This is a genomic window from Spiroplasma endosymbiont of Phyllotreta cruciferae, assembly GCF_918697755.1.
This window is the reverse complement of sequence record NZ_OU953854.1, coordinates 349,801-363,108: the sequence shown is the minus strand read 5'-3', so window position 1 is coordinate 363,108 and position 13,308 is coordinate 349,801. Positions and strand designations below refer to the sequence as shown.

The window sequence follows — 13,308 nt, the reverse complement described above, 5'->3', positions numbered from 1 at the left end:
CTGCAAATGATAATAAAAGTCAAAATCATTATGATTTAAATATCAAAGCATATCAATTTAGTAAAAATTGTAAAAACCCAAAAGTAAAAGTTGGTGTTGTTGAGTTGTCAGAACAAGATTTAATTTATTCTGTTAAAGATAACTTAAATTATTTTGCTTTTGGTGATGAAAATGGTTATAAAATTGGTTTTAGTTGCGATATTTATTATGGTTTAGATAAATTTAGAGAGTATAAAAAATATGTTTCACACGAAAGTAAACTATTAAGGCAACAAAATAATAAAATAATTAATAATTATATAAATAAATTTAAAAATTTAAGGTGTTAAAAAAAGCTTTTTTGTTCAATTTCGAAATTGAATGTACAATCTTGTTGATTCAAATACGTATTTGAAGGGAGATTAATTTTATGGCAAATAGATATATTAAATGTAAAGAATGTGGTAAAATTTGAACTTTTACCACCAAAAATACAACTTTTAATAAGTATTATGGTTTGGCAAAAGATACTATGTTATCTTACTCTCATTATTATTTTTGTCCGGATAATAATTGTTTAGGTATGTATAAACATCGAAGACAAGATAAATGTTGTATTCATAGTAAATAAAAAAATGAGTAAAAAACTCATTAAAAAAGTGGCAATTGCCTACTACAACAATCACCACAAATTAATTAAAACAAAAAAAAAAACAAGTTGTGATGTATATTTTACAATATATTTATTTTTGTGCTGAAAATTTGACAATTTTAATTTTTATTGTATTATTAATTTAACTTAAACGTTTGATTGTGTTTGAGTTTCAAATCTTAAAAGGTTTCCTACTACGGAACTTGGATATAATTAAATGTTTTTTTATTTATAAATTTATTCAAATAAAAAACACTAATTTTGTATCAAAATTTTAATTAATCATTTTTTTATATTTAAGTTTTAAACTTTAAAGAAATCTTTTAAGTAATTTAATTAAATTATTTAAAAGAAAGGAGAAATCTTATGAATGGATTTCTAGTACAGTTGATAGATATTTCAACTGATAAAATTATTAAGGATGATAAAGGTAATTAAAGTAAATGAGATAGTTATACATTTACACCAGTTATTAAGTTAGAAAATGGTACTGTTAAAGGTACAAAAGATTTATCAAAGTCAAAATGATTTAAAGTAATTGATGATAATTATTTGAAATTAAAACCTTATTTAGTTGATGGTAATTTATTTTATGTTTCGCTTAAATGAGATGGAAAAATTAATACAGTTGAACCATATGCAGAAAATAATAGCGAGCAAGATTTTATTAACAAATATTCTAATAGTTCAACAATATCAGAAAGCAATAGTTAATATGAAACAACAGTTATGTATGGTTTGTGTTAATGATACTGTTTGAGAAAATGGTTCTACTTATTGCTGAAATTGTGTTAATGAAAATGTTGTTTTAATTAATCAATATTATTCTAGGTTAAACAATGAAAAAACAAACTAAATTATATAAACAACGATTAGAATATTTAGTTAATGTTATTCATCAATGTTTACCTACAAAAATACCATTATTTATGTTAAGAAAAGCAATTAAGTTATATCTTAGTCATAATGTTATTGATATTGGTGTTATGCAAGAACAACATTTTAAATTATTAGTAAAACAAGTAAAAAATTATATGTTAAACATAGAAAGTGAGAATGAAAAATAATGGATATATTTTCAATGATTATTGTATTTTTATTAGTTATTTTATTATATGCTTATGTTATTTTTTCTGTTTTTAATAAAAAAGAAATTAAAAAATAAAAATTAGAAATTAAAAAATCAAAATTAGAAATTAAAAAATCAAAATTAGAACTTGAAAAATTTGAACTTGAAAACGAGAAATTAAAGTTAGAAATTTCAGAATTAAAAAATAAAGGTGGTGATAATTAATGACTGTATTTGCAACGATTGTTTTAGTTATTACAATGTTTATGTTATTGATATTTTTAACAGTAAGCACAGTGTTTAAATTTAAAAATAAATATTTAATTTGTCCGCATTGTTCTAAAAAAGTAGAATTTAAAGAATGGGGAAAACGAAAAATTAAAAAAGCAGATAAATCTGTTGATTGAATAAGTTAATATCAGTCAAATACATTGCCAAATTATAAAATTGATTTTAATTTTTAGTTTTAATTACTAAAATCAAGGTTAGAGTATGGCAATGTTTTATTGTAAGTTATTAGTATTTAAGTAGTGAGTTTTAGATGAATGTAAATTTATTAGCAGATAACCCTGATGAAAGTGTTATTAAGCAAATAGCAGATTTTGCTGGTATTATTGCTGATTGGGCGATTGCTTTTACGAACTGATTTATCGGTTTTTTAGGATCACATATGTTATTAATTATTCCGTTAGTTTTAATGTTTATGGTTTTAGAAATTGAAACAATCAGAAAATTAATTCACGGATATTAATATTTGTAGTAAACTCTAACCTTGATTTTAGTAATTAACATTTAGGAAAGGAATAAGAAAAATGCAAAGTGTTTGAGATTTATATTATGAATTTATGACAATTATTTTTGGGGTTAATCATCCTATTATTTTAGATATTGTTATATTTATTGTATTTTTAATACTTGTTTTTGGTATGTTGTTTTTAATTTTAAGTTGTATTTTTAGGTGGATAAAATAATGGATTGAAATGTTTTTTTGCAACGAGTATATCAAGGACTTTTGCAGATTTTTTATTTTATTCCGAAAACTGAAATTGATAACTTTGTTGGTAGTTCTACTGATAGTATTACTTATGCAGTGATCATGATAGGTGTTTGATTAGTAGTATTTTTCTTAATTTGATTATCAATATTTATTTTATATAAAACAATAAGTTTGGTAGTTTAGATATGTTTAAGATTTATTTTAATTTATTTAGAAGACAAAAAAATATTAAGGTTTTTTATTGGTTTGTGAATTGATTTATGGAAAATATTTTATTTTATCTTTTTATTGTTTGTTTTAATTTACAGTTTATATATTTTAGTTCTACATCTGTTATTGATATTATCCTTTTTATTTTTTTAGTAATTTTTGATATTATTTTCTTTTGGTCTTTTTTTAGTAATCTTTTTCAAACACGGAAATTAATTAAAATTGTTAAAAGTAGTCCAATATCAATTATTAATGGTGCTTTGGGTACTGGTAAAACTTTATTGATGACTTATTTATCGCAAATTGCTAAATTTTATAATGTTTATTCTAATTATTTTATTAATGATGAAAAAATTGGAGTTTTAGGTTTAAACCATTTAGACTTTAAAAATAAAAATTATAAGATACCGCCAAATGATAGTTTAATTTTATTTGATGAAATATTTTTGTATATGAATGGTGCTAAACCGGAAGAAAATAATAAAAAGTTTAGTGGTTTAATTCCATATTTTTTATTATGTCGTCAGTTTGACAATAATATTGTTTTTGCCGGACAACGAATTAATCAGAATTGGGTTGAATATAGATAAATTGCTAATATGATTATTGTTCCTATGCAATGTATTAAACCTAGTATATTTTTTCCTTATTTTAAAATGAAAATAGGTTTTTTTGATGATTTAGACGATTATTTAGTATGAAAAACTGAAACAGTTAAACGAACAGCAAACGGTAAAAGAGTTCGTAAAAAAACTAATAAAGATATTGGCATTAATTTTGTTAAAATAACAATTCCTTTATCTATTGCAATGCAATATGATAGTAAGTATTTAAAGTTTGTGCGTGATTTAAAAAATGATAAATTACCAAGTTATACTAAACAAAATTGACCTAGTATTGTTAAAAAAGATATTAAAATTAATGAATTGCGAGAAATGGGTATGGAACATTTATTAAAAAACTTGGGGGAGTTAGATAATGATTAATTTACTTGCTAATGATGTATGAAATGGTGCAATTAATGTTGTAGTTGATATTTTTATGAAAATTATGGACTGAATGTGAGCATTAAAATTGCCTGGTACATATATTCCTTTATTTGTGTTGTGAGTAATTGGTGGTGTTATAAATGTCATTATGTTATTGGTTAATAGTTCTCGTGGTTTAAGTTCAGTTTCTCGCTCTTCTTTAAAAGCAAGTAAGCAAATATCTAATGGAGTTAAAAATATAAGTAATAATTCTAAAAGTAATAATAAGGAGAATGATAAATAATGTTAAAGTTGATATTTTTCTTTGTTATTGGTTTAACTGTTGGTTTTGGTTTTATTGATAATATTGTTATGGCAACAGATTTAGGTTTTTCTACTGTTAAGCATTATTTGGAGTCTGCTAATGATTTTTATAAATTAGTAGCACAGTTATTTATTATTGCTACACATCCTATTTTCCAGTTATATATGGCGTTTGGGATTATTATTATGGGTATTAGAATTATTTTTATTTTTTAAGTGGGTTAAAACAATGCGAAAACGATTATTAGATATCTTTGTTGTTTTTTATTTAATGTTTGGTTGAATATTTCTTTTTTGTGGTACTATAACTACAAATTATTTTAGTAATGTTTATAAATTAGAATTGAAAAATAATGATGTTTTTAAAGATTTATTATATTCTGATTTAAATAAATATGATATTCAAAGTAGTTTAATGTTGCGACAAGATTATTTTATGCAAGATTTAGCACCTAGTAATTATGCGTTTAGTTTTGGAATTCAAACTCCTTTGTATAGTGGTGTAAGTGTTAATAAAAATGATACTAATTATTTATTTAAAAAAATTATTTTAAGTACTTTAAAAGATGATTTTTATTTAACTTGATGAAATAAAACTCAAAATGGTAATGACCCTAATCCGTATAATCAATTTTATTTAAAACCAGATAAGGGTGGTAGTGTTAGTGAATCAATAGGTTTTAAAATTTTATTTAATGGAATAAAATATAAGTTTACTTTAAATATGAATGGTTTATCTTTATTTTTTGTTCCGTTTTTTGCTAATCAAAGTCCAAGAAATTTTGATTTAAATTTTTTAATGTTTAATTTTAATTATCGTAATGTAATTAATTTAAATAATTTAAAACAATATAATTTTAAGTTTTATGTTAATAATAAATTAACTGATAATTTTAATGATTTAGATTTATTGTTTAAACTTTTAGATTATTTTTATTCTAATGTTTTAAGAACTTTATTTGATGTTTCTAATTATAAAGAATATCTAATTTTTACTAGTTTAACTGGGAATTTAGGTTTTTCGTTTTTTATAAAAAATGGTTTTTTATTATATCCTAAGTCAATGCTTTTTAATTTTTGAGTTAGTAATAGTACTGACCCACAATATTAAGTAAAATTGGCAAATGCTTTTAAAATAAATTCAAATGATAATTATTATTCTTATTTATCAAATTGAGATTATTTAACTGATGTATTGCCTGGTAATGGTAATGGAGGTTATGGAAGTAAAGTTAAAATTCTTGATATGACAACAGATACTAATAAATACCATGGTTTTAATATAATTACTTTTCAAAGTAAAAATTTGCCTAGTAAATCTACTTTATATCTTTTTGGGTTTAATTTTAGCATTTATAATGCTACTGATTGAAACAATGAGATTAATGGTGGTGATATTTGGAAAATACCATATAAAAATTGTAGTTGATATAATATTGCTTGCCATATTGAAAATGCAGGTATTTGATTAGTTAACAATTTGCCTGGTATGAAAGATGTTTATAATTTTGTTAATGGGATAGTACACGTATTTAGTAATGTCTCTGAATTGTTTAATAATATTGGTAATTTGTTTGCTTTTGATATTACATTTAAAATTATGTTAAGTTATATTTTAGTGTTAGCAATTGTTAATGGACTTTTACGCTATTTTTAGTATATAATGTTGTTAGTAAAAAAAAGTAAGGCGGTGTGGTGGTTTATCCACGCACCACCTTACTTAAACGGGTAAAAGTCGCGTAGCGACTTAGGGGCAACACCCCCTTACTTGATAGTAATTTATAGAAATAGAGGGATATGATATTATGACACAACAGAATAATTTCTGAGCAGATGTTGAAAAAGGAATGATGAATTATTTAACAAAATATATTAATCTTTTTGAAGCAGATTATCAAAAGGATACTGCAGAAAAAAATCAAAAAATTGAGGCATTTTTAGCAGGAGCTAAATTTAAAACTAATTTTGAAGATTTATTTAATTTTGTTAAAACAGAAATTAAACCTTTATTTGATGATATTAGGGCTGAATATTTAGAAGACAAAAAACCAGAAGAAGTTGATCAAAAAAAAGTGACAACATTAATTGAAGTAAGTAAATTATTTAATGCAATTATTCCGCTACCTCGTTTTTTAAATGATTTTATGACTAGTGCCAAGGAATCAAGTCCAGTTGATTTAAATAAACTTTTCGTAGATATGATGAAAGTAGAAATTATTGAATTAACAAAAATTTATGATGAGGAAATTAAAGGTTTAGATTCAGCCCTTGATAAATGTTTAGAAGATATTAACCAAGCAACTGATGCGTTAGAAATTTGAAATTTAGTAAACCAATTAGGATTATTCTTACAGCGTGATATTGTTTTAACTGAATTTTCAGTTGATCAAGAAGAAGAAAAATTAAAAGCACAATTAGAAAATATTGATAAAATTGAAAAAGATTTTAATGAGGGAAAAATTAAGTTACCAGAATTTAATAAAACAAAAATTATTGAGGAAGTACAAGCTTATCACAAGTTTGTTCTTGGTTTAACCCCAGAAAAACGATTAGAAATTGCTCAAAAAACAGCATATTATCGAAACAAAGTTGTTCCATTAGTGCAAATTATTCAGTGTTTACATGATTTGTTAATGAATATTTTAACTTCAACTAATATTATCAATACTGCAAAACAATAAGAAATTTATTGTTTTTTTATTTAAAAGAGTATATTATAAACATATAAGGATAAAAAAGTAAGGAATGGCATCTTTACTTCTTCAATATGTAAAAGTCATATTGTTCAATAAATATATATTGTGCTAGGAGAACAACGAATACAAAAAAGTATATTTATTTAAATGATATTCAAATATTACAACTTGATAAGCATCCTGCATATTTAAAAACAACTTGTTTTTTACTTTTTTTACAATTATTTACATATTCTTTAAAATTTTTTAATAAAATATTTTTGTTAAAGTATTTTATTAAAGATTAACGTAGAAAGAAAGAGGAAATGTAACATGGCAGAAAAATATGGTATTAATGTTTACTCAGAAATCGGCAAACTAAAAATCGTTTTATTACATCGACCTGGCGATGAATTGGCTAATTTATCACCAGATTTGTTAGAAAGGTTATTGTTTGATGATACACCAGATTTAGCAGTTGCGCAAAAAGAACATGATGCTTTTGCAAAAGTTTTTAAAGATTTAGGCGTAGAAGTTTTATATATTGAAAAATTAGTCGCTGAAGTTTTAGAAACTGATTCAAAAATGCGGCAAACTTTACTAGACCAATTTTTAAAAGAATCTGGTGCAAAAGCAGAGTATATTAGTAAATTACGTACTTATTTAGACAAATTAGATAATCAAGCTCTTGTTAATAAAATGATTGCGGGAGTGACAAAATATGAATTAGGAGTTGAGATAACTGATGATTATCCGTTAGCGGTTGACCCCCTACCAAATATTTTATTTCAACGTGATCCATTTGCATAAATTGGGAATGGAACAACTATCCACAAAATGTTTACTGTAACAAGAAATCGTGAAACATTATTTTCTGATGTTGTTTTAAGACATCACCCATGTTTTAAAGATAAAATTAATTATTGATATAGTCGTGATGAAAAAGAAACTTTAGAAGGTGGAGACATTTTAGTCTTAAACAAAAAAACATTAATTATTGGCGCATCACAACGGACATCAATGGAAGCAATTAAAAAGGTAGCAAAAAATTTAATTGAAAATGATTCAGTTAGTTACGAAAAAGTAATTGCGTTAGATTTAAAAACAAAAAATCGTGCTTTTATGCACTTAGATACTGTTTTTACAAACATTGACTATGATAAATTTATTGCTCATCCATTAATTTTTGAAGCAATGGGTGAATTTAAAATTTTTGAGATCACAAAAATGGGGTTACAGAAATTAAAGAAACAATTAAAGATTATTTATCAGCAGAAGTAGGGAAACCAGTACATATTTTTAAATGTGGTGAAGAAGATCCAATTGCCCAAGCAAGAGAACAATGAAATGATGGAACAAATGTAATTACAGTTCGCCCCGGTGAAGTAATTGCTTATTCACGTAATCATATTACGATTGAAGAATTAAAAGCAGCAGGAGTTAAAGTTTATGTCATTGATTCATCTGAATTATCACGAGGACGTGGTGGACCTCGTTGTGTGTCAATGCCAATTTGAAGAGAAGATATTTAAAACATTAATATTATATTTAAAAGGAGAGAAAAAATAATATGGCTGTAAATTTAAAAGGAAGAAGTTTTTTAACTTTATTAGATTTCACACAAAGAGAAATTTATTATTTATTAGATTTAGCAAAACAATTGAAAGATGCAAAATATGCTTGAACAGAACAAAAACCATTAGCTGGTAAATCTTTTGCTTTGTTATTTGCAAAGGATTTAACACGAACAAGATGTGCATTTGAAGTAGGAGCATTTTATTTAGGAATGCACCCCGTTTATTTAGGGCCAAGCGGTAGTCAAATGGGAAAAAAGAATCAATTGAAGATACAGCAAAAGTATTAGGAAGAATGTTTGATGGAATTCAATTCCGTGGTTTCAAACAGACTGATGTTGAAGCTTTAGCAAAATATTCAGGAGTACCAGTTTGAAACGGTTTAACTGATGAATTTCACCCAACAAAAATGTTAGCTGACATTTTAACATTGCAAGAAGAAAAAGGTCGTCGTAACATGAAGGGTTTAAAATTTGTTTACTTTGGAGATTCGCGTTTTAATATGGCAAATAGTTATATGGTTGTTAGTGCTAAATTAGGAATGCATTTTGTTGCTTGTGCACCAAAAGATTTATGACCAGACAAAGAATTGTTAAAAAAAGTAGAAGCTATTGCAAAAGAACATGGTGGATCAATTACTTTGACTGAAGATCATAAAACAGCAGCAAAAGATGCCGATGCTATTGCAACTGATGTATGAGTATCGATGGGAGAAGATCCATCAGTGTGAGGTCAAAGAATTAAAGATTTAACACCATACCAAGTAACAATGTAAAAAATGAAACAAGCAAAAGAAGATGTTATTTTCTTGCATTGTTTACCAAGTTTCCATGATGCTGAAACTGATACTGCACAACAAGTGATTAAACAATTCGGAGGAACTGGTGAATTGGAAGTTACTGATGAAGTATTTCAATCAAAATATTCGCGTGTTTTTGAAGAAGTGGAAAATCGTTTACACACTATTAAAGCAGTAATGCTAGCAACAATTCGTGGTTAGAATTTATTGAAAAATATAATTCAGAAAGGTTTTCAGAAATGGATGTAAAAAATAAAAAGAAGTTTAAGTTTAAATTACCAACAGCATTCACAATTTTATTAGGAATTACGTTGTTAATTATTATTATTTCTTGAATTCCAGGAACAACAAGGTCTTATGCTGATGCGGATGGAAAAAAGCATGCTGGAGGACCAGCTGGGATTTTCGACTTATTTTTAGCCCTAATGGAAGGATTTAAAGATAAAGTTGATGTTATTGTCTTTATCTTGGTGCTGGGAGGATTCTTAGGAATTGTTATTGAATCCAAAGCATTAGATGCCGGAATTGGGCGATTAGTAGCAAAAATGAAAGGTAGCGAAATTTTAATTATTCCAATTGTAATGTTTTTATTTTCAGTTGGAGGAACAACTTACGGAATGGGAGAAGAAACGATTGCGTTATGTCCTGTTATTATTCCGGTTTTATTAGCTGCTGGATTTGATGTCTTGACAGATGTTATGACAATTTTGTTGGGAGCTGGAATTGGATGCATTGGGTCAACTTTAAACCCATTTGTAGTTCAAATTGCAGTTTCTAATGCTGGTGTTCTTGATTTAACATCATCAACAGGAATTGTTTGAAGAGTAGTATCATGACTATTACTAACGGCAGGGGGAATTGCCTTTGTTGTTTGATATGCGTTACGAGTTCGTCGTACTCCGGGGAAATCACCATTATTTGATAAAAAAGATTTCTATGAAGCAGAATTTGCAATTGCTGCTGATTTACCTGAATATAATAAGAAACGAAAAGCAATTATGTCCATTTTTATGATTGCATTTGTTTTAATGATTTTTGCCTTAATTGGGTGAGATAAATTTGGAATTCCGATATTTGTTTATTTTACAGAGTTAGTTAGTAAACATGCTCCATGAATTGCACGTTTTTTTGCGCCATTAGTCCAATGATATTTTATGGAAATTTCGGCGTTATTCTTTATTGCGTCAATCATTATTGCATTAATTAACTGAAAAGGAAGAAGAAAACTATGTTAATAGTTTTATTCGTGGATCAGCTGATATTTTATCAGTGTGTTTAATTTTTGCGTTTGCTGCTGGGATTGGTTTTATTATGACTAATACTGGAATGCAAACTAAATTAGTTAGTGGATTATCTTCACCAATGTCGTCATTAGGAAAAACTGGCTTTATTATGGTGGCGTTCTTCTTCTTCTTAATTATTTCCTTTGTAATTCCATCAACTTCAGGAATTGCAACAGCGGTCTTTCCAATTTTAGGACCAGTTGTGAATGGAGTTTCAACTGGATTAGCATCAGGAACAATTACTGCCTTTTCATTTGCTAATGGAATTATTAACTTAATTTCACCAACTAGTGCAATTTTAATGGCAGCATTATCAATCTCAAAAGTTCCATATGATCGCTTTATTAAAGCATCATGGCCATTGCTTGTTGGGATTACTGTTGGGTCAATTGTCTTGTTGGCAATCGGTACTTTATTACCAATTTCAAATACTGGGCCTTGATTCTAATAATAAGAAAGGATATGTAAATTTATGGCAAGAATAGTTGTTGCGTTAGGGGGAAACGCTTTAGAAAACTCCCTAACTGAACAACAAGAAATTGTAAAAGATAACGCAAAAGCAATGGTTGATATTATTGAAAACGGTGATGAGTTAATCATTGCGCATGTAAATGGACCACAAGTTGAAATGATTAACAATGTATTTGATGAAGCATCACATGTTAATAATAAAATTCCAATGATGCCATTTCCAGAATGTGGCGCAATGTCACAAGCTTATATTGGATATCATTTACAAAATGCAATTTTAAATGAATTAAATAAACGAAAAATTAATAAAAATGTTGTGATGATTGTAACGCAAGTTGAAGTTGACTAAAAAGATCATGCTTTTAATAATCCAACAAAACCAATTGGTGCTTTTTATCCGGAAGCAGAAGCAAAGGCATTAGCAGCAAAGAACGGTTTTACAGTTAAAGAAGATGCTGGACGAGGATGGCGACGAGTAATTGCTTCGCCACAACCCGTTAATATTGTTGAAAAACAAATTATTGAAGATTTAATTAGTAAAGGACATATTGTTATTACTGTTGGTGGTGGGGGAGTTCCCGTTGTAAAAACCGCTAATGGTTATCAGGGTGTTCCGGCTGTAATTGATAAAGATTTTGCTAGTGCAAAATTAGCAGAATTAATTAAGGCAGATAAACTAATGATTTTAACCGCAGTTGCGAAAGTTGCAATTAATTATGGTAAACCTAATCAAGAGGCTTTAGATGTGTTAACATTAGCTGATGCTGATAAATACATTGCTGAAAATCAATTTGCACCAGGTAGTATGTTGCAGAAAGTGCAAGCCGCAATGAAATTTGCAAGTTCAGGTGCTAAAACAGTTGCCATTATTGCCGAATTAGCACAAGCAAAAGCAGCATTAGCTGGTAGTGCGGGAACAACGATAAAAAAATAGTTTATTTATAAAAAAGTATTTTAAAAAAATACTTTTTTTATTTTTAATATATTATTAAAATAGTAATAGATTAATTAGATAGGGGGGCGCTCCCTTATTTTTTTATCCCAAAACTACAATATAATTCAAGAAAGGTAACGAGTATGGTTTTTAACTTTGCTATGTTATAATTATGCTAAGAGTTTTAACTACTTCATAATTGTTTTTCCAAATAGTTAGGCGGTAATTTTTTTAATGGAATTGTTATAAATCATTGGTGACATTCTGAAAATAATCACCCTTCTATTACAAGTTATTTACATATATAAAGAATCATCCGAATAGAATAATTTAGACATATAGTGGAGTGGCTAATAGAGTGCACCCCAAAAAGTAAGTAAAGTAAAAAAAGACTTTGCTAAACTTTTAAAGGAGGTGCATTTTATATGGCAAGAAAAGGTCAAAAATATAACAAATATACATCAGAATTTAGAACAAAAATCATTGAGGAAATTAAACAAAAAAGTTGTTGAGTAGTAGCAAAACAATATAATCTAAATGCAAATACAGTAGAATCTTGATGAGCAAATCATAAAAAAGGAAAATTAAACAATCATAAAGGACCTAAAATCTCTTTTGGTAAAAGAGATTTAGAATATTATAAAACAAGGTATGAATTATTAAAAAAGCTCCATGACTTTTACAATTAAGCAAACTAAGAATCGTCTCTTTTATTAAACAAAATTGTCATGAATATTCAATAAAATTATTATTAGAAGTAACGGGGTTAAAACGTAGTTATTGAGATAAATATAAAAATTATGACAGTAGCAAAAAAGATAAAGAAGCAATAAATGATATTGTAAAAGTCTATGAAGAAAATTTAAAACAATTTGGATATCGAAGAATTACTAAATATTTAAAAGAAGATTATGATATAAAATATAATTCAAAAAAAGTTTTAAGGATTATGCGTTATAATCAAATACAACCTGAATATGTAAGAAAAATGAGAAGAAAAATGAAATATAAACAGAATAAAGAAAAAAGTTTATTGCAATATCCTGATTTAATTAATCGTAAATTCAATGATATAAAAACAAGGTTTTCAGTGCTATATACTGATGTAACATATTTAATTTGAAAAAGAGAAAAATATTATCAATCAACAATTATTGATGGATATACTAAAGAAATAGTTGATGTAAAGTGATCTAAATATAATGACAATAAATTAGTAATAGATAATTTAAATGATGCAATTAATAAAATAAAATTAATAAAAAAAGATCTGAATGGAATAATAATTCATTCAGACCACGGATATCAATACACATCCGCTATTTATCTCGATAAATGTGTATCTAACGGTATTATAATTTCAATGGGGAAAA

Annotated in this window: 19 protein-coding genes and 4 pseudogenes; all 23 read left to right on the top strand. The window is 26.4% G+C overall.

Going from position 1 to position 13,308, the window contains the following annotated elements; all coding sequences use genetic code 4:
• Positions 1–104: 104 nt before the first annotated feature.
• Entirely contained in the window at positions 105–329 is a 225-nt protein-coding gene (locus tag NL276_RS02340) for a hypothetical protein (RefSeq protein ID WP_253301835.1), read from the top strand.
• A gap of 80 nt (positions 330–409) precedes the next feature.
• The gene (locus NL276_RS02335; RefSeq protein ID WP_253301834.1) at positions 410–610 is read left to right on the top strand and encodes a hypothetical protein; all 201 of its coding nucleotides are present in this window, start codon (positions 410–412) and stop codon (positions 608–610) included.
• A gap of 573 nt (positions 611–1,183) precedes the next feature.
• On the top strand, positions 1,184–1,345 hold the full coding sequence (locus NL276_RS02330; protein WP_253301833.1) for a hypothetical protein: 162 nt from the start codon (positions 1,184–1,186) through the stop codon (positions 1,343–1,345).
• Position 1,346: 1 nt separating this feature from the next.
• On the top strand, positions 1,347–1,487 hold the full coding sequence (locus NL276_RS02325; RefSeq protein WP_253301832.1) for a hypothetical protein: 141 nt from the start codon (positions 1,347–1,349) through the stop codon (positions 1,485–1,487).
• Positions 1,471–1,698: a hypothetical protein gene (locus NL276_RS02320; protein ID WP_253301831.1), complete on the top strand. Its 228-nt coding sequence runs from the start codon at positions 1,471–1,473 to the stop codon at positions 1,696–1,698. The genes NL276_RS02325 and NL276_RS02320 overlap by 17 nt, the downstream gene beginning before the upstream one ends.
• A gap of 226 nt (positions 1,699–1,924) precedes the next feature.
• Entirely contained in the window at positions 1,925–2,116 is a 192-nt protein-coding gene (locus tag NL276_RS02315; RefSeq protein WP_253301830.1) for a hypothetical protein, read from the top strand.
• A 125-nt stretch (positions 2,117–2,241) separates the two neighbouring features.
• On the top strand, positions 2,242–2,451 hold the full coding sequence (locus tag NL276_RS02310) for a hypothetical protein (RefSeq protein WP_253301829.1): 210 nt from the start codon (positions 2,242–2,244) through the stop codon (positions 2,449–2,451).
• Positions 2,452–2,670: 219 nt separating this feature from the next.
• Complete coding sequence (locus NL276_RS02305; RefSeq protein ID WP_253301828.1) at positions 2,671–2,880, top strand: DUF2649 family protein; 210 nt, start codon at positions 2,671–2,673, stop codon at positions 2,878–2,880.
• Positions 2,881–2,882: 2 nt separating this feature from the next.
• Complete coding sequence (locus NL276_RS02300) at positions 2,883–3,497, top strand: hypothetical protein (protein WP_253301827.1); 615 nt, start codon at positions 2,883–2,885, stop codon at positions 3,495–3,497.
• 24 nt (positions 3,498–3,521) lie between these two features.
• The gene (locus NL276_RS02295) at positions 3,522–3,893 is read left to right on the top strand and encodes a hypothetical protein (RefSeq protein ID WP_253301826.1); all 372 of its coding nucleotides are present in this window, start codon (positions 3,522–3,524) and stop codon (positions 3,891–3,893) included.
• Entirely contained in the window at positions 3,886–4,179 is a 294-nt protein-coding gene (locus NL276_RS02290; RefSeq protein WP_253301825.1) for a hypothetical protein, read from the top strand. Before NL276_RS02295 ends, NL276_RS02290 begins: the two co-directional genes overlap by 8 nt.
• Complete coding sequence (locus NL276_RS02285) at positions 4,179–4,415, top strand: hypothetical protein (RefSeq protein ID WP_253301824.1); 237 nt, start codon at positions 4,179–4,181, stop codon at positions 4,413–4,415. The genes NL276_RS02290 and NL276_RS02285 overlap by 1 nt, the downstream gene beginning before the upstream one ends.
• 13 nt (positions 4,416–4,428) lie before the next feature.
• The gene (locus NL276_RS02280) at positions 4,429–5,310 is read left to right on the top strand and encodes a hypothetical protein (RefSeq protein ID WP_253301823.1); all 882 of its coding nucleotides are present in this window, start codon (positions 4,429–4,431) and stop codon (positions 5,308–5,310) included.
• Positions 5,311–5,316: 6 nt separating this feature from the next.
• On the top strand, positions 5,317–5,856 hold the full coding sequence (locus tag NL276_RS02275; RefSeq protein ID WP_253301822.1) for a spiroplasma phage ORF1-like family protein: 540 nt from the start codon (positions 5,317–5,319) through the stop codon (positions 5,854–5,856).
• Between the two features lie 148 nt (positions 5,857–6,004).
• On the top strand, positions 6,005–6,880 hold the full coding sequence (locus NL276_RS02270) for a hypothetical protein (RefSeq protein WP_253301821.1): 876 nt from the start codon (positions 6,005–6,007) through the stop codon (positions 6,878–6,880).
• A 327-nt stretch (positions 6,881–7,207) separates the two neighbouring features.
• Positions 7,208–8,406: pseudogene (locus NL276_RS02265) on the top strand (arginine deiminase).
• A 38-nt stretch (positions 8,407–8,444) separates the two neighbouring features.
• Positions 8,445–9,448 (top strand): annotated as a pseudogene (argF, locus tag NL276_RS02260) (ornithine carbamoyltransferase).
• Positions 9,449–9,486: 38 nt separating this feature from the next.
• Positions 9,487–10,482: a hypothetical protein gene (locus NL276_RS02255; RefSeq protein WP_253301820.1), complete on the top strand. Its 996-nt coding sequence runs from the start codon at positions 9,487–9,489 to the stop codon at positions 10,480–10,482.
• Positions 10,483–10,516: 34 nt separating this feature from the next.
• On the top strand, positions 10,517–10,978 hold the full coding sequence (locus NL276_RS02250; protein ID WP_253301819.1) for a hypothetical protein: 462 nt from the start codon (positions 10,517–10,519) through the stop codon (positions 10,976–10,978).
• Positions 10,979–11,002: 24 nt separating this feature from the next.
• A pseudogene (gene arcC / locus NL276_RS05145) lies at positions 11,003–11,935 on the top strand (carbamate kinase).
• A gap of 425 nt (positions 11,936–12,360) precedes the next feature.
• Positions 12,361–12,624, top strand: coding sequence for a transposase family protein (locus NL276_RS02235; RefSeq protein WP_253301010.1), 264 nt, complete (start codon positions 12,361–12,363; stop codon positions 12,622–12,624).
• A pseudogene (locus NL276_RS05140) lies at positions 12,591–12,911 on the top strand (IS3 family transposase); the annotation flags it as partial. The gene NL276_RS02235 and the pseudogene NL276_RS05140, both read left to right, overlap by 34 nt.
• Positions 12,912–12,923: 12 nt before the next feature.
• A partial coding sequence (locus NL276_RS02230) for a DDE-type integrase/transposase/recombinase (protein WP_253301817.1) occupies positions 12,924–13,308 on the top strand: 385 nt, incomplete at its 3' end.